Source organism: Vibrio sp. NH-7 (assembly GCF_053643215.1).
Window position 1 is genome coordinate 835760 of sequence record NZ_CM132187.1, and the last position, 23937, is coordinate 859696.

The 23937-nt window shown below is 44.8% G+C and carries 19 protein-coding genes; 8 read left to right on the forward strand and 11 right to left on the reverse strand.

The window, feature by feature from the left end:
• Positions 1 to 383 precede the first annotated feature (383 nt).
• On the forward strand, positions 384 to 3035 hold the full coding sequence (locus tag ACUALS_RS04025; protein WP_454448916.1) for a beta-N-acetylhexosaminidase: 2652 nt from the start codon (positions 384 to 386) through the stop codon (positions 3033 to 3035).
• A 95-nt stretch (positions 3036 to 3130) separates the two neighbouring features.
• Here ACUALS_RS04025 and ACUALS_RS04030 read toward each other — a convergent pair whose 3' ends face one another.
• The gene (locus ACUALS_RS04030) at positions 3131 to 4522 is read right to left on the reverse strand and encodes a peptide MFS transporter (RefSeq protein ID WP_454448917.1); all 1392 of its coding nucleotides are present in this window, start codon (positions 4520 to 4522) and stop codon (positions 3131 to 3133) included.
• A 308-nt stretch (positions 4523 to 4830) separates the two neighbouring features.
• On the opposite strand from ACUALS_RS04030, the gene rfaH reads away from it, so the two are divergent.
• Positions 4831 to 5328, forward strand: a complete 498-nt coding sequence (gene rfaH / locus ACUALS_RS04035; protein ID WP_005476728.1) for a transcription/translation regulatory transformer protein RfaH — start codon at positions 4831 to 4833, stop codon at positions 5326 to 5328.
• Between the two features lie 41 nt (positions 5329 to 5369).
• On the opposite strand, the gene asnB is transcribed toward rfaH, so the two are convergent.
• From asnB to nagA, 4 genes are all read right to left on the reverse strand, one after another.
• Positions 5370 to 7034: an asparagine synthase B gene (gene asnB, locus ACUALS_RS04040; RefSeq protein ID WP_005476726.1), complete on the reverse strand. Its 1665-nt coding sequence runs from the start codon at positions 7032 to 7034 to the stop codon at positions 5370 to 5372.
• A 220-nt stretch (positions 7035 to 7254) separates the two neighbouring features.
• On the reverse strand, positions 7255 to 8844 hold the full coding sequence (locus ACUALS_RS04045; RefSeq protein WP_454448918.1) for a cation:proton antiporter domain-containing protein: 1590 nt from the start codon (positions 8842 to 8844) through the stop codon (positions 7255 to 7257).
• A gap of 84 nt (positions 8845 to 8928) precedes the next feature.
• On the reverse strand, positions 8929 to 10143 hold the full coding sequence (nagC, locus tag ACUALS_RS04050; protein WP_038189982.1) for a DNA-binding transcriptional regulator NagC: 1215 nt from the start codon (positions 10141 to 10143) through the stop codon (positions 8929 to 8931).
• Positions 10144 to 10145: 2 nt separating this feature from the next.
• Positions 10146 to 11282, reverse strand: a complete 1137-nt coding sequence (gene nagA, locus ACUALS_RS04055) for an N-acetylglucosamine-6-phosphate deacetylase (RefSeq protein ID WP_005476730.1) — start codon at positions 11280 to 11282, stop codon at positions 10146 to 10148.
• A 480-nt stretch (positions 11283 to 11762) separates the two neighbouring features.
• Between nagA and nagE the strand changes: the two genes are divergently transcribed.
• Together nagE and glnS are read left to right on the forward strand one after the other, a co-directional pair.
• Positions 11763 to 13337, forward strand: a complete 1575-nt coding sequence (nagE, locus tag ACUALS_RS04060; protein WP_454448919.1) for an N-acetylglucosamine-specific PTS transporter subunit IIBC — start codon at positions 11763 to 11765, stop codon at positions 13335 to 13337.
• A gap of 258 nt (positions 13338 to 13595) precedes the next feature.
• A complete protein-coding gene (gene glnS / locus ACUALS_RS04065; protein WP_038140105.1) occupies positions 13596 to 15266 on the forward strand; it encodes a glutamine--tRNA ligase in 1671 nt (556 codons plus the stop codon).
• Between the two features lie 121 nt (positions 15267 to 15387).
• On the opposite strand, the gene fcrX is transcribed toward glnS, so the two are convergent.
• Entirely contained in the window at positions 15388 to 15837 is a 450-nt protein-coding gene (gene fcrX, locus ACUALS_RS04070) for a ferric iron uptake transcriptional regulator FcrX (protein WP_038140106.1), read from the reverse strand.
• Between the two features lie 199 nt (positions 15838 to 16036).
• Here fcrX and ACUALS_RS04075 point away from each other — a divergent pair, with 199 nt between their 5' ends.
• On the forward strand, positions 16037 to 16537 hold the full coding sequence (locus ACUALS_RS04075; RefSeq protein WP_322413854.1) for a DUF4442 domain-containing protein: 501 nt from the start codon (positions 16037 to 16039) through the stop codon (positions 16535 to 16537).
• A gap of 46 nt (positions 16538 to 16583) precedes the next feature.
• Here ACUALS_RS04075 and fldA read toward each other — a convergent pair whose 3' ends face one another.
• The 3 genes from fldA to ACUALS_RS04090 form a co-directional block, all read right to left on the reverse strand.
• Positions 16584 to 17117 carry a flavodoxin FldA gene (gene fldA, locus ACUALS_RS04080; protein WP_038140110.1) on the reverse strand — a complete coding sequence of 178 codons (534 nt, stop codon included), beginning with the start codon at positions 17115 to 17117 and terminating at the stop codon, positions 16584 to 16586.
• A gap of 44 nt (positions 17118 to 17161) precedes the next feature.
• Positions 17162 to 17383, reverse strand: coding sequence for a DUF2788 domain-containing protein (locus ACUALS_RS04085; protein ID WP_004413180.1), 222 nt, complete (start codon positions 17381 to 17383; stop codon positions 17162 to 17164).
• Positions 17384 to 17476: 93 nt separating this feature from the next.
• Positions 17477 to 18241 (reverse strand): alpha/beta fold hydrolase, encoded by a 765-nt coding sequence (locus ACUALS_RS04090; protein WP_454448920.1) that lies wholly within the window; start codon positions 18239 to 18241, stop codon positions 17477 to 17479.
• 92 nt (positions 18242 to 18333) lie between these two features.
• On the opposite strand from ACUALS_RS04090, the gene seqA reads away from it, so the two are divergent.
• Together seqA and pgm are read left to right on the forward strand one after the other, a co-directional pair.
• The gene (seqA, locus tag ACUALS_RS04095) at positions 18334 to 18876 is read left to right on the forward strand and encodes a replication initiation negative regulator SeqA (RefSeq protein ID WP_038140114.1); all 543 of its coding nucleotides are present in this window, start codon (positions 18334 to 18336) and stop codon (positions 18874 to 18876) included.
• Positions 18877 to 18965: 89 nt separating this feature from the next.
• Entirely contained in the window at positions 18966 to 20612 is a 1647-nt protein-coding gene (gene pgm, locus ACUALS_RS04100; RefSeq protein ID WP_038140116.1) for a phosphoglucomutase (alpha-D-glucose-1,6-bisphosphate-dependent), read from the forward strand.
• 56 nt (positions 20613 to 20668) lie between these two features.
• Here the strand turns inward: pgm and ACUALS_RS04105 are convergent, their stop codons facing one another.
• Complete coding sequence (locus ACUALS_RS04105; protein ID WP_454448921.1) at positions 20669 to 21418, reverse strand: DUF1853 family protein; 750 nt, start codon at positions 21416 to 21418, stop codon at positions 20669 to 20671.
• A 122-nt stretch (positions 21419 to 21540) separates the two neighbouring features.
• Here ACUALS_RS04105 and ACUALS_RS04110 point away from each other — a divergent pair, with 122 nt between their 5' ends.
• Complete coding sequence (locus ACUALS_RS04110; RefSeq protein ID WP_331398867.1) at positions 21541 to 22299, forward strand: Nif3-like dinuclear metal center hexameric protein; 759 nt, start codon at positions 21541 to 21543, stop codon at positions 22297 to 22299.
• Between the two features lie 82 nt (positions 22300 to 22381).
• Here the strand turns inward: ACUALS_RS04110 and ACUALS_RS04115 are convergent, their stop codons facing one another.
• Positions 22382 to 23671, reverse strand: coding sequence for a citrate synthase (locus ACUALS_RS04115; protein WP_005476008.1), 1290 nt, complete (start codon positions 23669 to 23671; stop codon positions 22382 to 22384).
• Between the last annotated feature and the right edge of the window lie 266 nt (positions 23672 to 23937).

The window sequence follows — 23937 nt, forward strand, 5'->3', positions numbered from 1 at the left end:
AAAAATTGTTTAAACTAAAAAAAACGACGTGTTTTGACGAGTGGAAAGTGTGCGTTAATTCACGCTTTTCACGCCATGAGTCAATTTTATTTTAAGACATGAATTAAGCCAGTGTGATCTTTATTCGTCATTCAATCTAAACCTAGTGAAAAGCTGTGACTTACTTCTCAGTAATCCCGTCAAAATAAGTCCGACGAAATTGACGTTAATTATAAGTTTATGTTTTATATGGCTTTATAAGTTTAGGGATTTATAAAGTTTGAAATTGATCACTTTCGAAGATGATTAATTTTACGATGAAAAATAACTCGGGCTATTGTGATTACATCTTGATTTTGACGCCTACTTTTTCAGGCTTCGCTCCACTTTTAAGGGTAAGTAAGATGTTTAAACAAACGCTCATCGCGACTTCTTTGTTGGCTACGCTAGCAGGTTGCGCATCATTCCAGTCTACTGATCAAAATGTTGTTAACTCAATTGCAGCAAACTTAGATGTTCAATACGAAGTACTAACAAACCACGGCGCAAATGAAGGTCTTGCATGTCAAGAGATGGGTGCTGAGTGGGCGTCTTGTAACAAAGTAAACATGACGCTAGTTAACCAAGGTGAAGCGGTTGACTCTAAAGATTGGGCTATTTACTTCCACAGCATTCGTCTGATTCTGGATGTTGAAAACGAACAGTTCAAAATCTCTCGCGTAACGGGTGACCTACACAAACTAGAACCAACAGATAAGTTTGATGGTTTTGCTGCGGGTGAAGAGGTTGTGCTTCCTCTTGTTGCTGAATACTGGCAGCTATTTGAAACTGACTTCATGCCAGGCGCCTTCGTTGCTGCACCAAATGCAGAGCCTAAGATGATCGCTTCTCTTAACACCGAAGACGTTGCATCTTTCGTGACTGGCCTTGAGGGTAACAACCTAAAACGTACGCCAGATGACAACAACGTATTTGCAAACGCTGTGTCTCGTTTCGAGAAGAACGAAGACCTAGCAAAGCAAGACGTATCAACCACGTTACTACCAACGCCAATGTCTGTTGAAGCAGGTAAAGGTACGGTAGATATCGCGGCGGGTATCGCGCTGCCTAAAGACGCATTCGATGCGACTCAATACGCAGCAATTCAAGATCGTGCAGAAGTGGTAGGTGTGGATGTTCGTGGTGATCTTCCTGTAAGCATCATTGTTGTTCCTGCAGACTTCACCGGTGAATTAGCAAAATCTGGTGCTTACGAAATGAGCATCAAAGGCGACGGTATTGCGATTAAAGCGTTTGACCAAGCGGGCGCTTTCTACGCAGTACAATCTATCTTTGGCCTGGTAGATAGCCAAAATGCTGATTCTCTACCACAACTGTCTATTAAAGATGCGCCGCGTTTTGATTACCGTGGTGTGATGGTGGACGTGGCTCGTAACTTCCACTCTAAAGACGCAATTCTTGCAACGCTTGACCAAATGGCAGCGTACAAGATGAACAAACTACACCTTCACCTAACGGATGATGAAGGCTGGCGTTTAGAAATCCCGGGTCTGCCTGAGCTGACTGAAGTGGGTGCTAACCGTTGTTTCGATTTGGAAGAGAAAAGCTGTTTACTGCCTCAGCTTGGCTCAGGTGCAACGACGGACAACTTTGGTTCTGGCTTCTTCAGCAAAGCAGACTACGTGGAGATCTTGAAGTACGCGAAAGCGCGTAACATCGAAGTGATTCCTGAAATTGATATGCCAGCGCACGCTCGTGCAGCAGTGGTATCAATGGAAGCACGTTACGACCGTCTAATGGAAGAAGGTAAAGAAGCAGAAGCGAACGAGTACCGCCTGATGGATCCTCAAGATACATCGAACGTAACGACGGTTCAGTTCTACAACAAGCAAAGCTTCATCAACCCATGTATGGAATCTTCAACTCGCTTTGTTGATAAAGTGATTTCAGAAGTAGCAGCAATGCACCAAGAAGCGGGCACGCCGCTAACAACATGGCACTTTGGTGGTGACGAAGCGAAGAACATCAAGCTAGGCGCTGGTTTCCAAGATGTGAATGCTGAAGACAAAGTAAGCTGGAAAGGTACGATTGACCTGTCTAAACAAGACAAGCCATTCGCACAATCTCCACAATGTCAGACGCTAATTGCGGACGGTACAGTAAGCGACTTTGCTCATCTACCAAGCCACTTTGCAGAAGAAGTGTCTAAGATTGTGGCAGAGAAGGGCATTCCAAACTTCCAAGCTTGGCAAGATGGTCTTAAATACAGTGAAGGTGAGAAAGCGTTCGCAACAGAAAACACACGTGTTAACTTCTGGGATGTTCTTTACTGGGGTGGCACATCATCAGTGTACGAGTGGTCTAAGAAAGGTTACGACGTGATCGTTTCTAACCCAGACTACGTGTACATGGACATGCCATACGAAGTTGACCCGAAAGAGCGTGGCTACTACTGGGCAACACGTGCAACAGATACTCGTAAGATGTTTGGCTTTGCACCAGAGAACATGCCTCAGAACGCAGAAACCTCTGTAGACCGCGATGGTAACGGCTTCACTGGTAAAGGTGAAATCGAAGCGAAACCTTTCTACGGTCTATCAGCACAGCTTTGGTCTGAGACAGTACGTAACGACGAGCAATACGAGTACATGGTATTCCCTCGCGTACTAGCAGCCGCTGAGCGTGCATGGCACCGTGCTGATTGGGAAAACGACTACAAAGTGGGTGTTGAATACTCGCAAAACTCTAACCTAGTAGACAAAGCTGCGCTAAACCAAGACTACAACCGCTTTGCGAACGTACTTGGCCAACGTGAACTGGCTAAGCTAGAGAAATCAGGTATCGACTACCGCCTACCTGTACCAGGTGCGAAAGTAGAAGATGGCAAGCTGTCAATGAACGTTCAGTTCCCAGGTGTGGAGCTGCAATACTCTCTAGACGGTGAAAATTGGCTGACTTACTCTGACAGCGCGCGTCCAGCAGTAGAAGGTGAAGTATTCATCCGTTCAGTGTCTGTGACTGGCGAGAAAGCGAGTCGAGTGACTAGCGTGAAATAATTCCCCCTCCCTGCCAATCTAAACAGAATGGAAAGGGAAAAGCGCCCGGCCAGTGATGGTCGGGCGTTTTTATTTTTATAGCGAGTAGGCTGCTATTAAGCGATTTGAGTTTGTTGCTCTTCTACTTGCTCAGCATTGCTCATTGGGCTTTCTGCGCCATGCATCCAGCGAACTAGCGTGTTTGAGAACAATAGCAAGATGACACCAGATACCGTTGCTGTCACCGCAATACCGCTAAAGATTGCCATTGCACCTAGTTCACCAACGTGAGAGCCCACATAGCCAGCAACGTAGTTAGCTATCGCATTACAGCCAAACCATGCACCCATCATCAGCGAGGCGAGACGTAGTGGGGCTAGTTTAGTTACCAGAGAAAGGCCAATTGGCGATAAGCAAAGCTCACCAAGGGTATGGAAGAAAAATGCACCGACTAACCATAGCATTGATGTTTTCACTGTCGTGTCGCCACCTTGTTCCATTACAGCGCCAACCATACATAAGAAGCCAAGCGCTAGGAAGAACATAGCCAGTGCAAACTTCACTGGAGAGTTTGGCTCGCGTTTGCCGAGTTTAACCCATAATACGGCCAATACTGGCGCTAGGGTGATAATGAAGAATGGATTCAAAGATTGGAACCAAGCAGCAGGAACTTCAAATCCACCAATCATGCGATCGGTGTACTGTTGGGTGTAGATGTTCATTAGGCCGCCAGCTTGCTCGAAACCTGCCCAGAATACGATAGTGAACAAGCTCATCACTAGAATAACTTTGATACGATCAAACTCTTCTTTTGTTAGTGGCTGCTTTTGGACTGAATTTTTAGTCGATAAATCTCGTTTCGCTGCGGGTTCACGGCCAATATCACCGAGCCATGATTGAGCCAAAGTCATTTGCATCACAAGGCTAATGACCATACCAATACCTGCAACGACAAAACCTGCTTTCCAGCCAAAAGAAGTAGTGACTGAACCTGACACAAACCCTGCTAGCAGGGCACCAATGTTGATCCCCATATAAAAAATGGTAAAGGCGCCATCGCGACGGTTGTCTCCCTCTTGGTACAAATTACCAACCATAGTAGAAATGTTTGGCTTAAACATACCGTTACCAGCAATTAATAGCGCCAGGCCAAGGTAAAAGGCACTGAGGGTATCAAGGCCAAAAGCGTTTGCTGGCATTGCGAGGGTGAATTGGCCACAAGCCATCAGCATACCGCCAATCAAGACAGAGCGACGTTGACCTAAATAGTTATCCGCTAAGTAACCACCAATCAAAGGTGTAATGTAAACAAGCCCTGTATAAGTACCGTATAGGTCAAGGGCATCCTTAGTTGTCCATCCTAACCCTCCATTTATCGTTGTATCGGTTAAATAGAGCACCAAGATTGCGCGCATCGCATAGTAAGAAAATCGCTCCCATAGTTCGGTTCCGAACAGTAGGAACAGGCCACGAGGATGGCCGAAGAATTGTTGATGTTGGTTTGACATAAATATTACTAATCTTATCTATTAAAGAATTTTATTTTTGATTACATATACCTCTCAGATTAATTGACTGCAATGGGCGGTTTGATGGTATCTGTTCTCATGTTTTCTGTAAGTGTTTGAAAATAAGTAATAAAAGCCAAGAAAGGGGAGAGGTAACGCTGTGCTACAAACTAACTTTGCAAAATCGGTGGTTGTAAATGACAGTCAGCTGTTATTTTTCGCGCTTAAATATGCTTGCAATTTTAGCCTTACTAACAATAGTGAAAATTGCTAGGATGTTAGGCAAAACAACAGTTGGCTAAATAATAATGAAACAGTGGTACTTGCTTTACTGTAAACGCAGTGAACAGCAGCGTGCGAAGATGCACTTAGAAAACCAAGGGGTAGAGTGTTACTACCCGGAAATACAAATCGAAAAAATGGTTCGTGGTAAGAGACAAGTAAAAAAAGAGCCACTCTTCCCGTCATACATATTTGCTCGGTTTGATGTAGAGCAGGGACCGACGTTCACGACGATCCGTTCTACTCGTGGTGTTGTCGATTTCGTTCGTCGAGGAGCGCTTCCTCAAATTTTACAAGGTGACTTGATCGTTACTCTCAAGGAGATCGAAACAGAGCAAGAGGGCTTAATGCAGGCTGGATTACCTGAAAAGGGAGACACAGTGAATGTCGCCACGGGGCAGTTCGCTGGGATGGAAGCGATTTATCAAGAGCCCGATGGCGAGAGACGCTCCATATTGCTTGTCAATATGCTAAGTAAGCAAGTCGAAGTGACGGTTGACAACAAAGATTTAGATTTACAGTAAAGAAATAAGGCTCCTAATATTAGGAGCCTTATTTTTAGAGGTTAGTAGGAATCATTGTGGACGCTTTGTACTGCGCGACCAGATGGGTCTGCCATGTTCTTAAATGATTCATCCCACTCGATAGCTTTTGCCGAAGAACAGGCGACTGAAGGACCACCAGGGACACATTCAGCTGCTGATGGTAGTGGGAACAACTCTTCGAAAATTTCGCGGTAAACGTAACCTTCTTTAGTCGTTGGTGTGTTGTATGGGAATCGGAATGCCGCTGTTTCCATCTGTTGATCAGTGACTTTCTCTTCAGCAACCTCTTTCAAGGTATCAATCCAGCTATAACCTACACCATCAGAGAACTGCTCTTTTTGGCGCCATGCGATTGACTCTGGTAGGTAATGTTCAAAACATTCACGCAGGATGTGTTTTTCCATCTTACCGTTACCACACATCTTGTCTTCTGGGTTTAAGCGCATCGCAACGTCGATAAATTCTTTGTCTAGGAAAGGAACGCGACCTTCGACGCCCCATGCAGCCAGCGATTTGTTCGCACGAGCACAGTCAAACATGTTCAGAGCAAGCAGTTTACGAACTGTCTCTTCGTGGAACTCTTTAGCGTTCGGCGCTTTGTGGAAGTAGAGATAACCTCCAAAGATTTCATCCGCACCTTCGCCAGACAGAACCATCTTGATACCCATTGCTTTGATCTTACGACCCATTAGGAACATTGGGGTAGACGCTCGGATGGTTGTGACATCATAGGTTTCGATGTGGTAGATAACGTCACGAATTGCATCTAAGCCTTCTTGAATCGTATAGGTCATCTCGTGGTGAACCGTACCGATTTGGTCCGCAACTTCACGAGCGGCTTTTAGATCCGGCGCACCTTCTAGGCCGACAGCGAAGGAGTGCAGTTGAGGCCACCATGCTTCCGACTTTTCATCGTCTTCAATACGCATTGCCGCAAATCGTTTCGCTACCGCAGAAGTAATAGAAGAATCAAGACCACCAGAAAGAAGGACGCCGTATGGTACATCGGTCATTAGCTGACGTTTCACAGCGGCTTCCAAAGCTTCCGTCAGTTCTTCTTTACTTGTGCTGTTACCTTGAACAGCAGCATATTCATTCCAGTCACGGATGTAATAGCGTTGTGGTTCTGTATCTGCGCTGCTGTAATGACAACCAGGAGGGAACTCACTGACCGTTTTACACACTGGCACCAGTGCTTTCATCTCTGAAGCGACATAGTAGTTACCATGCTCGTCATAACCTTGGTATAGAGGGATGATACCGATATGGTCGCGGCCTACTAAGTATGTGTCTTTTTCTTCATCGTAGAGAACGAAGGCAAAAATACCGTTTAGCTCTTCAAGTAGATCGGCCCCCATATCTTGGTATAGCGCTAGAATAACTTCACAGTCAGAGTCAGTTTGGAAGTCATATTTACCTTCGTAACGTGCGCGAATCTCTTTGTGGTTATAGATTTCACCGTTTACGGCAAGGATGTGTTTTTTATCTGGGCTGTAAAGTGGTTGCGCACCACTGTTTAGGCCAACGATGGCTAAACGTTCGTGCGCTAGAATCGCTTTGTCTGAGGAGTAGATACCTGACCAATCAGGCCCACGATGGCGAAGCTTTTTAGACATTTCTAGTGCGATTGGGCGCAGCGCCGCAGCATCACTTTTTATATCTAAAATACCGAAAATCGAACACATACAACTTCCCTTTAATAATTAATTAACTTGCTGAGTTCAATTTGCCATTCTGATTAAAAAAATCAACCGTGATTGATGAAAAAAGTACTACAAAGCGCTTCTTGGTGAATTTTATCTAATTAAAATGAGCTTTAGATGAATGAAATTGATGTTTTGGTGGTTAAGTGAGCGTTTTCTGAAAAAAAGGCTGCCAAATGGCAGCCAGGAAATGGAGTTTGAATTAACGAAGTGGATTGAACTCGGGTTTCAATTGGTCACATACGTGACGTGCAAAACCGCTACCAGCCTCGTTGTAAATGTTAAAGGCTGCATCAACGCCTTTTTCTGTTAAAGCTTCTAATTGGTCGGGATATTCTGCGATAGCCGCGATTTGACCTTTAAAGTGTCGGCGCTGTAGCTGCTCAAGCGCGATTTGGTTACCTTGGTGATGGGGCATCGCAAGTAGCACGAGTTTTACGTTTGCCGTGTCGAGGATCCGTTCCCAGAAGTCAGGGTCGGTTGCATCACCCGCAATAACGTTTCTGCCTTGAGCTTTGTGCTCTTTTGCGGCTTCCTCTCGCACTTCAATCCCTAGACTGATTTTTCCGTATCGATTGCGAAGCTCGTCGTACGCGCCTGTTCCAATACGTCCCATGCCCAAGATAAGAATTTGTGCGTGGCCAGGATTAATTAATTGGTCTCGAGTATTGAGTTTTTCTGCGGCAGTCTCTTTTAACCAACGGCTTGATCGCTGATAAATTTGGTGTCCGTAGCGGTTGATTGGCGCAGAAAGAACAAATGAAATCGATACTGCGAGTGCAAGAGCGACCAGAATGTCACCACTCATCCAACCCATTTTAAAGGCCAAACCGCCGACGATTAAGCCAAACTCACTGAAGTTGAACAGGCACAGAGAGGCTAGTAACGAGGTGCGCACGCGGAATTTAAACGCGTTTAAAACCACAAAATAAAGAATGCCTTTTAGTGGCAACAATAATAAGAACAGAATTGATAGGGCGAAGCCTGACAGGGTTGGCTGCTCAGATAATCCTATATTGAGGAAGAAGCAGACTAAGAACAGTTCTTTTAAATTGAATAATGATTTGGAGAGTTCTGAAGCCTTTTTATGCCCCGCAAGTAGCATCCCCAATATCAGGGCGCCGAGGTCCGGCTTCATTCCAACGAATTCAAACAAGCCTGCACCAACAACGAGGGCGAAGAATATGCCAAATAGCACTAGCATTTCTCCATGGCCCACCCAGTCTAATAACCGATAGAAGAGTGGACGCATCAATGGAAGTGCGAATAGGGCAATAGCATACCACTCGGGCATTTTACCTGTTGATGCCGTTAGGAATACCACCGCAAAAATATCTTGCATGACTAAGATACCAATAGCGATGGTACCGTAAGTCGCATTCATTTCGCCTTTTTCTTGCAATGATTTCACCGCAAACACAGTACTGGAGAATGACAATGCGAAGCCAAGCAAGACGACTTGGTCAATGGTCATTGCTGCCAGAGAGCTGATCCCTAGAAACTTAAAGCAGAGAAGCGCACCACTAAACAGAGCAGTAGACAAAAGGTTATGTATGGTTGCGCCTGCCCAAATCTCTTTAGACAGTAGAGTTTTGATATCGAGCTTCAAGCCGATAGTAAACAGCAGCAGAGTCACGCCCAAATCGGCGAGAGTGATGATGGTGTCATTAGTTTGAAAGCCGATTGCGTGCAAGCCAAAGCCCGCGAGCAAAAAGCCAACTAATGGCGGAAGGTTGCATTTCAGCGCAATAAAGCCCGCGAGAAAAGCGGTGGTGATTAAGATCAGTTCCATAGTTGTTTGTATTCTATCCTAAAAAAACAGGGCCATGTTTTTCAACATAGCCCCGTATTCTAACTCAACTAATTGCGTAGGCGATCAGTCTTCGAGTAATTTTTGTAACAAAACGCCGTTTAACATCGCACGTTTGATCATTGCGAATGCACCTAAGGTTGGTTGTTTGTCTATCTGAGAGGCAACAATCGGTAGGTCACTGTGGAACGTTGTTAAAGATTGGTTTTCAACATTGCGGCGAATTGCAGGGAAGACGATATCCTCACACTGAGTGATGTTACCCGCAATGATGACTTTTTGTGGGTTGAACAAGTTAATGGTTATCGCGATGGCTTTACCCAACTGATTACCGACGCGCACTAAGCTTTGCTTGGCCAGTTCATCGCCAAGATTTGCGTGCTCACACACGTCACCAATGGTGATGGATTCTAAGGTTGTTAAACTCGATTCATAACCTTGCGCAATCAGTTTGTTGACGCGCTCAACAATTGCTGGGTTTGCGGCAACGGTTTCTAAACAACCAAAGTTCCCGCATTGACACTGTTCACCGAGTGGGTCGATTTGAATATGACCAATCTCACCAACATTTCGGTTATAACCAAGGAAAACTTGCCCATTAACAATGATGCCCGCACCGGTACCTCTGTGAACACTGACTAAAATGGAGTCTTGGCAGTCTTTGCTGGCGCCAAAGTAGTGCTCAGCGAGCGCCATGCCACGAACGTCGTTACCCACGAAACACTGAACGTGGAAGGTATTTTTAACGAGTTCAGCCAAACCAAGGTTATCAATAGTGATGTTAGGCATGTATTCGACAACCCCTGTTTCTGGGTTGACTAGACCAGGTAAAGAGATGCCGATGGCGATAAGTTGATTGATAATCGTGTGGTTATCAGTGATGAACTGTTTGAGATGAGAGAGTAAACCGTCAACGAGTTCATCTTGCGTGGTGTAGAAGAATTCTGTGTAGTCAGAAGCAAGCTCTTTACCACCCAAGTTGTACAAACTGAATTGGATGTAGTCTCGTCCAATACGTACTGCCACTGAATGGAACGGTTCCACTTCTGTTGTCAAAGAGATCGCTCTGCGTCCCCCTGTCGAAGCTTGTTGCGCGACCTCCTTTATTAGGCCGCGCTCGAGAAGTTGGCGGGTAATTTTGGTAACACTGGCAGGAGCAAGTTGGCTGACATCAGCGACTTGGATCCTAGAAATCGGGCCTTGCTGGTCAATCAATCTGTATACAGCTGCACTGTTTAGTTGCTTAACTAAATCTACGTTACCTATTTGTCCGCCATTCATTCTTAATTTTGCTCGTATTGTCCGTTAACAACAGTCGCTTGAACATTGAAGTCACGATCAAATACGGTCAGGTTAGCAACCATGCCTTTTTTAACGCGGCCTAGTTTATCTTCCATACCGATCGCTTTCGCTGCATACAAAGTAGCCATACGAAGTGCTTCGTCCAATGCGATTCCGACGTGCTCAACTGTATTTTGAACTGCTTCAATCATAGTGAGTGCTGAGCCGCCAAGTGTGCCATTTTCATCAACACACTTACCATCACGGTAATATACTTTCTTACCTACAAAAATAAAGTAATCCATGTCAGCGCCTGCAGGAGCTGTGGCATCGGTCACTAATACTAATTTTTCACCCTTAATTTTGTGAGCAATACGGATGTTTGCATAATCCACATGGAACCCGTCTGCGATGATACCGGCGTATACGTCAGGCGTGTCGTAGATTGCCCCAACAACACCGGGTTCACGACCAACCATTGGCGTCATCGCGTTAAATAGGTGAGTCGCAAAAGTAATACCTGCATCGAAGCTACGGCGAGCTTCCGCATAAGTTGCATTGGTGTGACCAATTGACACAACAATCCCCGCATTCTTTAAGCGTTCGATGTGTGTTGGCTCATTGTGTTCTGGTGCTAGCGTCACTTTAGCGATGACATCTGCATTTTCACACATGAAATCGATCATGCTGTCATCGGAAGGGCGAATGTAATCGACGCTATGGATACCTTTTTTCGCTACGTTAAGGTAAGGGCCCTCAAGGTGAAGACCAAGTGATTGGTTTTGGTATTTTGCGTGATATTCACGAGCTGCTGCAACCGCTTGGCGCATGTCTTCATCTGATGAAGTGATGAGCGTAGGAAGGAAGCTTGTACAACCTGACTTAAGGTTAGCTTCGTGCATGATTTGCATGGTGTCTGCGGTGATCTCATCGTTTAGCATAACGCCACCGCAGCCGTTTAACTGTAGGTCAATAAAGCCTGGGCTAACATTCGCGCCGCCAAGATCGCGTGTTTCAATGCCCTCAGGTAGCTCTGAAATTGGGCAAACAGCGTCAATCAACTCATTCTTGATTACGACCGCATGATCAACGAGAACTTCGTTACCGGTATAGATTTTACAGTTAGTTAGCGCATACATGGTTAGCTAATCCTTATGTTTAGATTCTTAATACTTTTTAGTCATCTAATTGAAGTCATTATGCCACAAACTGAGACTTTATTTGTACGCTTCAATTAGGTTGCAAAATATCTTTAGCAAACGAAAAATGATTCAATCTATGTCGTGCTTTCGAGCGATAAAAGCTTGCCATGAAAAGAATAGGAGTAAAAGGATGGGAATCTATTCACCCGTTGTATGGCAAGACTTGAAAGCTTTTCTACGATAAGAGAATACTTCGAATCTTATCCGATGATTGCTATTTTTTTGTATTGTAAAATAAGTTTTATGATCTAGCTAGCAAAAACCTTCCCTATTGGCTGTTTCTGGTGATTAGGATCACAAATGATGAGGTTTTAATTTGCGGAGCAAAATTAATGTCATAAACTGACCTTGACTAAATTGAGCGACTAAAAAAAGTGGCTCGGCCAAAATACAAAAATCCTATAGGGGGAACTTAAGGTGAATATTCTTGGATATGCGCAAAAGTTAGGTAAAGCTCTTATGCTACCTATCGCAACGCTTCCAGTTGCGGCGCTTTTACTACGCTTAGGTCAAGGTGACCTATTAGACATTCCGTTTATGGCACAAGCTGGTGGTGCTATCTTCGGTAACCTTCCACTACTATTCGGTCTAGGTATCGCGATCGGTCTTTCTAAAGACGGAAACGGTGCTGCAGGTCTGGCGGGTGCGGTTGCGTACTTCGTACTAACTGCTACGGCAACAACAATCGACGCAAGTGTAAACATGTCGTTCTTCGGCGGTATTATCGCTGGTATCATCGCGGGTCACTCTTACAACGCTTTCCACGCAACTCGCCTTCCAGAGTGGCTAGCATTCTTCGCTGGTAAACGTCTAGTTCCTATTATGGCTGGTCTGTTTGCTCTCGTAGCAGGTGCTATCGGTGGTGTTGTATGGCCAACTATTCAAGGTGGTCTTGACGCTCTAGCACACGCAGTATCTACATCTGGCGCTATCGGTCAGTTCGTATACGGTACTCTTAACCGTGCACTTATCCCTGTAGGTCTTCACCACGTTCTTAACTCATACTTCTGGTTCGGTATGGGTACTTGTCAAGAGATCCTAGTTACTGGCGCGCAAGCTGCTGGTCAGGCTCTACCGTCACTACAACAGCTTTGTGTTGACCCAGCTCTAGCGAAGACTCTTGTTGCTGGCCAAACTCACACATTTGAGTTTGCTAACTCTGTAACTCCAGAAATCACTGCAACAGTTAAAGAAGTTACTGAAACTGTTAAATCTGGTGACCTACACCGCTTCTTCGGTGGCGATAAAGGCGCTGGCGTATTCATGAACGGCTTCTTCCCAATCATGATGTTCGGTCTACCAGGTGCAGCACTTGCAATGTACCTAGCAGCTCCTGTTGAAAAACGTAGCCAAGTTGGTGGTGCACTATTCTCAGTAGCATTCTGTTCTTTCCTAACAGGTATCACTGAGCCGCTAGAATTCATGTTTGTATTCCTAGCGCCTGCTCTATACGCAATGCACGCTGTATTTACAGGTCTGTCTCTAGTTGTTGCTAACATGTTTGGTACGCTACACGGCTTCGGTTTCTCTGCGGGTCTAATCGACTACCTATTGAACTTCGGTCTTGCTACTAAGCCTCTACTACTGGGTGCAATCGGTCTTGGCTTCGGTGCTCTATACTTCTTCACATTCAGCTTCGCAATCCGCGCTTTCAACCTGAAATCACCAGGTCGTGAAGATGACGAAGAAGCTGCAGGCTCAGCGTCAACTGGCGAAGCTAAAAATGGTGACCTAGCACGCCAATACCTAAAAGCTCTAGGTGGTCATGACAACCTAACTTCTATCGATGCTTGTATCACTCGTCTACGTCTTACTCTTAAAGACCGCTCTGTTGCTGACGAAGCTGTACTTAAGAAACTAGGTGCGAAAGGTGTGGTTAAGCTAGGTGAAAACAACCTTCAAGTTATCTTAGGTCCTCTAGCGGAAATCGTTGCTGGCGAAATGAAAGCAATCGGTGCAAACGAAGACCTATCAGATGTAAAGCTTCCTTAATTACCTCGAGTAAGTTAAGCAAGTAACAAAAGCCTCCTTCGGGAGGCTTTTTTGCGTTTATGAGCTTTGTGACGAAATTTGAGGACAAACAATGCTAGCTTCTTAACCAGACAATGAAAAAAAAGGTGTTTTCGCTCGAGATATTGTTGTGTATTCCACCAGAATTGTGGATCATTAGTCGCTATGTGCTTGACGGAGGGAGATGCCGTCAAGATAAAGAATTATCTGAACAATACTACAACAATTGAGGTGCTATAGATGAGTGAAGCTGAGGCTCGTCCATCGAATTTCATTCGCCAAATCATCGATAAAGATTTAGCGGATGGTACACACACAAGCGTGCATACTCGTTTCCCGCCAGAGCCGAACGGTTATCTGCATATCGGTCACGCTAAGTCAATTTGCTTGAACTTCGGTATTGCTCAGGACTACCAGGGTCAGTGTAATCTTCGTTTTGATGACACAAACCCAGAAAAAGAAGACGTTGAATACGTTGAGTCAATTAAGAATGATGTGAGCTGGTTGGGCTTCGAGTGGAGCGGTGATGTATGTTACTCATCAAACTACTTTGACAAGCTTTACGGCTACGCAGTGGAATTAATTAACAAAGGCTTAGCGTACGTTGAAGAGCTAAGTCCTGAGCAGATCCGTGAATACCGTGGCACACTTACCCAGCCTGGTAAGCCAAGCCCGTACCGTGATCGTACGCCTGAAGAGAACCTAGCGTTATTCGAAAAGATGCGTGATGGTGGCTTTGAAGAAGGTAAAGCGTGTCTACGCGCGAAGATTGACCTTGCGTCTTCATTCATCGTATTACGCGATCCTGTTCTTTACCGTGTTCGTTTTGCTGAGCATCACCAAACGGGTGACAAATGGTGCATTTACCCAATGTACGATTTCACGCACTGTATCTCTGATGCGTTAGAGGGCATTACACACTCTATCTGTACGCTTGAGTTCCAAGATAACCGTCGTCTGTACGACTGGGTTCTAGACAACATTACGATTGATTGTCAGCCTCGTCAGTACGAGTTCAGTCGCCTGAACCTCGAGTACACGGTAATGTCTAAGCGTAAGCTAAACCAGCTAGTGACTGAGAAACTGGTTGATGGTTGGGATGACCCACGTATGCCAACCATTTCGGGTCTACGTCGCCGTGGTTTCACGCCTGCTTCTATCCGTGAATTCTGTAAGCGTATTGGTGTAACTAAGCAAGACAACATGATTGAAATGGGCTCACTAGAGTCTTGTATTCGTGATGACTTAAATGAAAATGCACCACGTGCAATGGCCGTTCTTGATCCTGTTAAGATTGTGATTGAAAACTTCGAAGAAGGTAAAGTTGAGTCACTAACGGTTGCGAACCACCCGAACAAACCAGAAATGGGCGAGCGTGAAGTGCCGTTTACTCGTGAAGTTTGGATTGAGCGTGAAGACTTCCGTGAAGAAGCGAATAAGAAATACAAGCGCTTGGTTCTAGGTAAAGAAGTTCGCCTACGTGGTGCGTATGTGATCAAGGCTGAGCGTATCGAGAAAGATGCTGAAGGTAACATCACAACTATCTTCTGTACGTACGACAATGAGACGCTAGGTAAGAACCCAGCAGATGGTCGTAAAGTGAAAGGTGTAATCCACTGGGTATCAGCGGATAAAGGTCTTCCTGCTGAAATTCGTTTGTACGATCGTCTATTTACAGTACCTAACCCGGCTGCAGCAGACAACTTTGCAGAAACGATAAACCCTGACTCTTTAGTTAAGCTTAATGGTTTTGTAGAACCAAGCTTGGCTAATGCGAAAGCTGAAGCAGGTTATCAATTTGAACGTATGGGTTACTTCTGTGCAGATGCGAAAGACTCAAAGCCAGAAGCTCTCGTCTTCAACCGTACAGTAGGTTTGCGTGATACATGGGCTAAGATTGAAGCTAAGTAATCACCATTTGTAAACGCCATAAAGCCAGTCCTTGAGACTGGCTTTTTTATCGATATCTAAAATAAGTAATAAAAAAACGCCAGCTTATCGCTGACGTTCTCATTTGGGTGTTTAGATCGAATTACTTTTTCGATTTATGTGCATCTGGGTTGTCTTTGCAACTGCCATCAGCGCATTTTCCGTATAGGTATAAACTGTGGTTGGTCAACGTTACATTGTATTGTGCGGCAATTTCTTTTTGGCGCTCTTCAATAACATCGTCCGAAAACTCAATCACTTCGCCACAGTCTAGACACACAAGGTGATCGTGGTGGTGCTGAGTTGAAAGTTCGAACACAGACTTGCCACCCTCAAAATGGTGGCGGGTCACAATACCTGCGTCATCAAATTGGTTCAAGACACGATACACAGTCGCAAGACCGATCTCTTCCCCAAGATCAATCAGCTTTTTATATAAATCTTCAGCGCTAATGTGTTGGCATTCTGGCTGCTGGAGTACTTCTAAAATCTTTAGTCTAGGAAGGGTTACCTTTAGACCAGCATCCTTAAGCGCTTGGTTATTGTCTGACATATACTTTCCTGTTGATGATCTGCAGTAATTAACAGAATTCAATATTCCTATCATTATAGGGCAGTCGCAAGCAACAATAAACCACGAAGTTCAAAGGGTTACTAGGGATTTTTAATAAACAAGGTTTACGTCACTGATATTAGAGGTCTAACCAGTTACAATTGTGTAACATTGTTCATATTTATTCAGGGTAGTTTGAATGGGAAACTGGATGTCTAAGATCTACAAACCGAAGATCGTTAAACTTGCATTGAACAGTTGGCCGCCATTCTGGGGTGCTGGCATTAAGATTCTCTCCATCAGCGATGATTTCCGCGAAGTTAAAATGAAACTTAAGTTGCGTTGGTGGAATAAAAATGCCAATCGCACCCAATATGGCGGAAGCATTTTTTCGCTCACCGATCCCGTCTATTCTCTGATGCTAATGGGAATTCTGGGTGACCAATACTATGTTTGGGATAAAGAAGCGAGCATCAACTTCATCAAACCTGGACAAAGCGATTTGTATGCAGATTTTATTGTGCCTTCTGAGCAACTGGAAGAGATACTTCGTCAAACCGCTAACGGAGAGAAGTGCTTTCCAGAGTTTGTCATTCACGTTAAAGATAAAAATGGCAATGTGGTTTCTGAGGTTCAACGTAAGCTGTATGTACGAAAAAAACCAAAATATAGGGAAGAGGCTCAGCAGCAGACGGCATAAAAAACCTCCGCACGCGGAGGTTTTGAATGTTATATGAAGAAAGCGATTAGTCTTCTAATTCGGCAAGACACATCTCTTCGTGAATTTGCTTACACCAATTGTTTACGCGCTCTTCAGTCAATTCTGGTTGACGATCTTCATCAATACACAAACCAACAAATAGGCTGTCGTCGCCTTCAACCAAGCCTTTAGAAGCTTCGAATTCATAGCCTTCAGTTGATGTGTAACCTAGGATAGTACCGCCTTTTGCTTCAACGATGTCACGAACCGTACCCATCGCATCACAGAAATACTCAGCGTAGTCCTCTTGGTCACCACAACCAAAGATAGCGACTAGCTTAGTCGAGAAATCGATTTGCTCAAGCTCTGGGAAAAAGTCATCCCAATCACACTGTGCTTCACCGTAGTACCAAGTTGGGATACCTAGTAGCAGAAGATCGAAGTTGTCGATATCTTCTTTGCTGCTTTTCGCGATATCTTGTACGTGAACCAGTTGTTTACCTAGTTGCTTTTGAATCATCTTTGCAACAGCTTCAGTGTTACCTGTATCGCTACCAAAGAAGATGCCTACACTTGCCATAGATTCGTTACCTTTACTAATTTCTGTTGTGGGCACGGTTAATATCAGCCGATACCACCACCTTCCCAACTAAGCTGAATAATACCTTTGGCGATAAACCCAGCACAGCCTAGGAAAAGGACTAACCATACAATACGACGACCGAAAGGGGGAACATTACCCGCTTTTAAGACATCTTTTATTGCCATACCGATAAGAAAAAAGATAGACGCAAAAAGTAAATCGAGACCAATTGACTCGAGCATGTTCATGTAGTCGTAGAGCATGGAATCCCTTTATGCCAAATTACTTGCGCCGCACTATACCACTGTTAGTAGATAAAGTTAACGGTGAGAATGTAACTCATCTCTCAATCTGTTTTACCTAAGATGCTTTCGTATAACACGCAAAACTTCGGTAGGTTTTTCTGCGTGTAACCAGTGTCCAGTATTTGCAATCACATGTGCCTTTACATTGGAAAACTGTTGTTGAACGTGAGTCTGGTGCTCGGCAGTCAGATAGTCGGAATCACCGCCCTTTATGAACAAGGTAGGAGTATCGACTTGTTGGATTGGGGTCCAACCGAGAATATGCCAGTAGTTATCCCAAAGGCTCTGAACGTTGAAACGCCAGGTAAAGTGATCACCAGCGTTGTAGAGCGATTTTCCGAGAAACTGTCGAACGCCACCTAGCTCAATATGGTTGGCTAAAACTTCGAGTGCTTGTTTGCGACTTGTTGGACGCTCGCTCAGTACCGCTTTTAATCCATTGAACACGTTATCGTGGCGGCTCTGTGTATATTGTACTGGGGCCATGTCAAGGACGATCAATTGTTCCACTCGATCGTGGTCGATGGCACACACTTGCATTGCGACTTTTCCTCCCATCGAGTGGCCAATAAGAGTGTAAGTCTCGAGCTTGAGCTCATTCACCAGTTGGCTCAAGTCTTGAGCCATTAAGTCGTATGTGTGTTGGTCGCTTTGAAAGGATTGACCGTGGTTGCGCATATCGACACTAATCACTTGGTAGTCTGCGCGTAGGTCGCGTGCAAGTAATCCAAGGTTGTCCAAGTTACCAAAGAGACCGTGGATCAATATGATCGGCTGGCCATTCCCTTCGACTTTATAGTTGAGCAGTTGTGACATTTTATTATATTCGTAGCAGGTTAACCGTAGAGTCTCTGTAAAGATCTCGCTATAATCCCCCAGAGTTTAAACATAGAGATTGTGAAAAGCGAATGAAAACAATTGAGGTTGATGAGGATCTATACCGTTACATCGCAAGTCAAACCCAACACATTGGTGAGAGTGCGTCCGATATTTTGCGCCGTCTTTTAAATGTTGACGGTCAAAATGCGCAACCAACACCTGTTGCAAATCCGGTTGAGCCAAAAGGCATTGTCGTAAGCCGTGATGCAGGTATGGAAGAGACAGTCGATACTGTCAAAGAGATGCGTTCTTTATTAATTTCAGATGAGTTTGCAGGGCTTAAAAAAGCGATTGATCGATTTATGTTGGTGTTATCAACTCTTCATCGCATTGACCCAAATGGTTTCTCCGAAGCAACACAAGTGAAAGGCCGTAAGCGCGTTTACTTTGCCAATGATGAGCAAACCCTTCTAGCTAGCGGCAATACGACTAAACCGAAAGCGATTCCCCATTCACCATTTTGGGTGATTACAAACACAAACACGAGTCGTAAACGGCAGATGGTCGATCAACTGATGGGAAGAATGAATTTCCCGTCAGATTTGACAGAAAAAGTTGTCAACTCAATTTAAAGAAGTCTGATAAAAACCTCATAATGCTCAAGTCACTTCCAGTATTATGAGGTTTTTTGTTTTATATAATTTTAAGAAAGGATGTCAACATGGCTATGCACCCACGTGCTGGAGAAAAGGCCCAACAACAGGATTTACACAATATTCCTGCTTTGGTCTCTAACTACTTCTTACTTCAACCCGATCCTGCAAACACTGATCACAAAGTCGAGTTCGGTACATCCGGTCACCGAGGAACGGCGGACAAATCCACTTTCAATGAACATCATATTCTTGCAATCGCTCAGGCAATTGCAGAAGTTCGCGCTGAAAAAGGCACAACAGGTCCTCTGTTTGTTGGTAAAGATACGCATGCGTTGTCTGAGCCTGCGTTTTCAAGTGTTGTTGAAGTTTTGATCGCAAATGGTGTGCAGGTGATTGTGCAGCAAGATAATGGTTACACTCCAACTCCGGGTGTGTCGCACGCAATTCTGACATATAACCTCCAGCATGAAGATAAAGCGGATGGTATTGTCATCACGCCATCGCACAACCCGCCGCAAGATGGTGGTATTAAGTACAACCCGACACACGGTGGCCCAGCGGAAGGTGAGCTTACTAAAGCGATTCAAGATCGCGCGAATGTTCTCATTGCTGAGGGGTTGCAAGGTGTTAAGCGTATGCCGCTTGCGGATGCAAAGGCGTCAGAACTGTTCGTTCAAATGGATCTCGTTAAGCCGTACATTGATGACCTAGTGAATGTTATCGACATGGAAGCGATCCAAAAGGCGAATCTAAAGCTTGGTGTTGACCCACTTGGTGGCAGTGGTATTGATTACTGGCGTCAAATTGCTCAAGCGTACAATCTTGACCTGACGCTAGTGAGCGAAGCCATCGACCCATCGTTCCAGTTTATGTCGTTAGATAAAGATGGCGTGGTTCGTATGGACTGTTCATCTCCTTACGCGATGGCAGGCTTGCTAGCACTTAAAGATGAGTATGATCTAGCGTTTGGTAATGACCCAGATTATGACCGTCATGGTATCGTGACGCCAAAAGGTTTGATGAACCCTAACCACTTCCTAGCTGTATGTATCGATTACCTATACCGCCATCGCGAGGGTTGGGGTAAAGAGGTTGCTGTCGGTAAGACGCTGGTATCAAGTGCGTTGATTGACCGTGTTGTCGCTGATCTTGGTCGCGAACTTTGTGAAGTGCCAGTTGGCTTCAAATGGTTTGTTGACGGTCTTTATGAAGGTAAATTCGGCTTTGGCGGTGAGGAGTCTGCAGGTGCTTCATTCCTACGCAAAGACGGTACGCCGTGGTCAACTGATAAAGATGGCATCATCTTATGTCTGCTAGCCGCTGAAATCACAGCGGTAACAGGCAAGAATCCACAAGAATACTACGAAGAGCTAGCAGCGAAACACGGTGCGTCTGAGTACAACCGTATTCAAGCTGTAGCAAATGGCCCGCAAAAAGCCGTGCTGTCCAAGCTTTCTGCTGAAATGGTAACGGCTGAGACACTCGCGGGTGATGCAATTACGGCTCGTCTTACTCACGCTCCGGGTAATGGCGCTGCGATTGGCGGTCTTAAAGTGACTACTGAAAATGGCTGGTTTGCTGCGCGTCCATCGGGCACTGAAGATATCTACAAAATCTACTGTGAGAGCTTTAAAGGTGCCGAACACTTAAAGCAGATCGAAGCAGAAGCGCAAGAGATCGTAAATCAGGTATTCGCTAACGCAGGCCTGTAATTCAATCGATGACCTGTTTTGTTAAGGGCTGACAATTGTCAGCCCTTTTTTTACCTTTAATTTGGCCAACTATCAGGCACAACAAACCAAAATTGACCACCTTGGGTCTGAGCATGAACAAATCGTCCATTGGGTTTGTCGATTGGGGTATTGAGCTCTTCCAGACCAATAGCCCAAAGCGGCTTTTCGAGTTCATAGAGTGGTTCGTCTATCAGCTCCCATTGACTTTGATAGCACCAATAACCAGTAATTTGGCTAGGGTTTATCGTAAGCCCTAGGCATTCTTTCGGAGTTGTCTCTGGCGAAAAAGGATTGATATATAGCCGCCCTTGAATTAGCAGACGCTCAGTGAGATCAGAGTAGTGAGGGTACTGTTCAAGGAACTCAGGGGAAGCGCTCATTTTTAGTTGATGAGAGAGCATCCTAGCGAGCTTTTTATCGAGTTGATCATGAGCATTAGGACCATACCAGATCCCTTGGTGTAACAAGTAAAACTTGATGGCGACTTCCCAATGTTCATTTTGTTGGGATTGACGGTTTTTTAAAATGAGATCAATCGCCCCTAATGTTTGGCCTGACGTTTTGTTGATTTGAATCTCTTCTTCTAGCAGCGAGTACTCTTCGCTATTCCTTAAGAGCTCTGTGCATAGGTGTTGGTAGATGAAACCGAGTCGAGGGTTTCCCTGATAATCATCGTGTTTTAGAGAAGTGATATTCAGTGCTTTGATATCGACAAATGGTGGTGTTATCTCAAACAGTGACGGCGTCTCATGGACCCAGTGATAAAAACGTTCTAAAGCGTTCATCCTTAAACCTATATCTACTCAAACACCAGTATTGTAGCGAGGTGCTGGTAAGGTTGCTATGGTTCGAATACACTTTGCTCACTAAGATAAAGCACAATGTTAGCAATTAGATGGAAGCTGTCATGAACAACTTGCAATTAGAAAGAATCCTTAACGAGAAGCTCTCCCCACAGCTAATCAAAGACTATGCACCGAACGGTTTGCAGGTGGAAGGGAAGGAGCAGATAAGAAAGATCGTAACCGGCGTGACGGCTTCGCAGGCATTAATTGATAAAGCAGTAGAGCTCAATGCTGACGCGCTGTTAGTTCATCATGGCTATTTTTGGAAGGGTGAACCTGAACCAATCCGCGGTATGAAGGGCAAGCGTATTCGTACCTTGATTAAAAATGATATCAACTTGTTTGGCTATCACTTGCCGTTGGATATCCACCCTGAACTGGGTAACAATGCAGAACTGGCAAGGCTGCTAGATATTCAAGTGGAAGGAGGGATGGAAGGGCACCCTCAATCTGTTGCCATGTATGGTCGTCTCAAGACGGCTATTTCTGGTGAAGAATTTGCTGAACGTATCAACAAGGTGTTGCAACGTGCGCCATTACATATTGTTCCCGAAGGGGCGGATAAGATGATCGAAACCGTAGGTTGGTGTACTGGTGGTGGTCAAGATTTTATTGAGCTAGCTGTTCAGCAGGGGTTAGATGCCTTTATTTCAGGTGAGATCTCCGAGCGTACTACATACACAGCACGTGAAATGGGTATCCATTATTTCTCCGCGGGTCACCATGCGACTGAGCGATACGGTGTGAAAGCGTTAGGCGAGTGGTTGGCAGATGAACATGGCTTGGATGTTGAGTTTATAGATATCGATAATCCCGTATAGGGCCAAGATATTCTTGAATGTTGAAGATAAAAGAAAGGGTTGATGTTTGCACATCAACCCTTTTTTAGTTACTTGTTAGCGATTATTCGCGTTCATGAATAGGCTGGAAGTCACGTTGTACTTCACCAGTGTAAAGCTGACGTGGACGACCGATGCGGTTTAGAGGATCACTGTGCATTTCGTTCCAGTGTGCAATCCAACCGATAGTACGAGAAATAGCGAAGATCACGGTAAACATTGATACGGGAATACCGATCGCTTTAAGAATGATACCTGAGTAGAAATCTACGTTCGGGTAGAGTTTCTTAGACACGAAGTAATCATCAGAAAGTGCGATACGCTCAAGTTCCATCGCTACGTCTAGTAGTGGATCTTTGATATTGAGCTCTTTCAGTACTTGGTGACAAGTTTCACGCATTACCGTAGCACGTGGGTCGTAGTTTTTGTAAACACGGTGACCAAATCCCATTAGGCGGAACGGGTCATCTTTGTCTTTCGCGCGCTCAACATACTCAGGAATGTTTTCAACGCTGCCGATTTCTTCAAGCATCTTCAGACATGCTTCGTTAGCACCACCGTGCGCAGGGCCCCATAGTGAAGCAATACCTGCAGCGATACATGCGAATGGGTTAGCGCCTGAAGAGCCAGACAAGCGAACCGTAGATGTAGATGCGTTTTGCTCGTGATCCGCGTGTAGCGTGAAGATTTTATCCATTGCCTGAGCAACAACAGGGTTAACTTCATACTCTTCACAAGGATTTGCGAACATCATATGTAGGAAGTTCTCTGCGTAGCTTAGGTCGTTGCGAGGGTAGATAAATGGCTGGCCGATAGAGTACTTGTAACACATCGCTGCCAGTGTAGGCATCTTCGATAATAGACGATATGCCGCAATTTCACGGTGCTCGTCATTGTTGATGTCTAGTGAATCGTGATAAAACGCAGCGAGTGCGCCAACCACACCACACATAACCGCCATTGGGTGAGCGTCGCGACGGAAGCCATGGAAGAAGCTTGCGATTTGCTCATGTACCATTGTATGGCGAGTTACTGTCGTTTTGAATTGCTCGTATTGTTCACGGGTAGGGGCTTCACCATAAAGAAGGATGTAACACACTTCTAAATAATCAGCATTATTAGCTAACTGATCAATCGGGTAACCGCGGTGCAAAAGAATACCTTTGCCGCCATCGATGTAGGTGATTTGAGATTCACAAGATGCAGTGGCAAGAAAACCTGGGTCAAAAGTGAAAAATCCATTCGCTCCAAGTTTACGAACGTCAATTACAGGTGTACCTAGGGCACCTTCCATAATTGGCAGTTCGATTGGCGCTTGACCTTCAACATGAAGGGTAGCTTTCTTATCCGCCATAACAATCTCCTTTGTTTTATTATTTAATCCGTCCAGGATGTTTGTGTGACATTTTTGTACGTGTATTCGTTATCAAAGTCAATTTCTCTCCTCTGATGTGTGCACTTGTTATGATTTTTTGAACACGTAAGGTTAAAAATCTGTGCTGTGTAGCAAAAATTGTTACATCAATTGTATTAGAATGTTGCCAGCCGTATAGTGGCGCAGTAAATTTTGGTGGAAACCTAATAAATTCAAGGCTTGAAACAAATGTGAGGTGAAGTTTT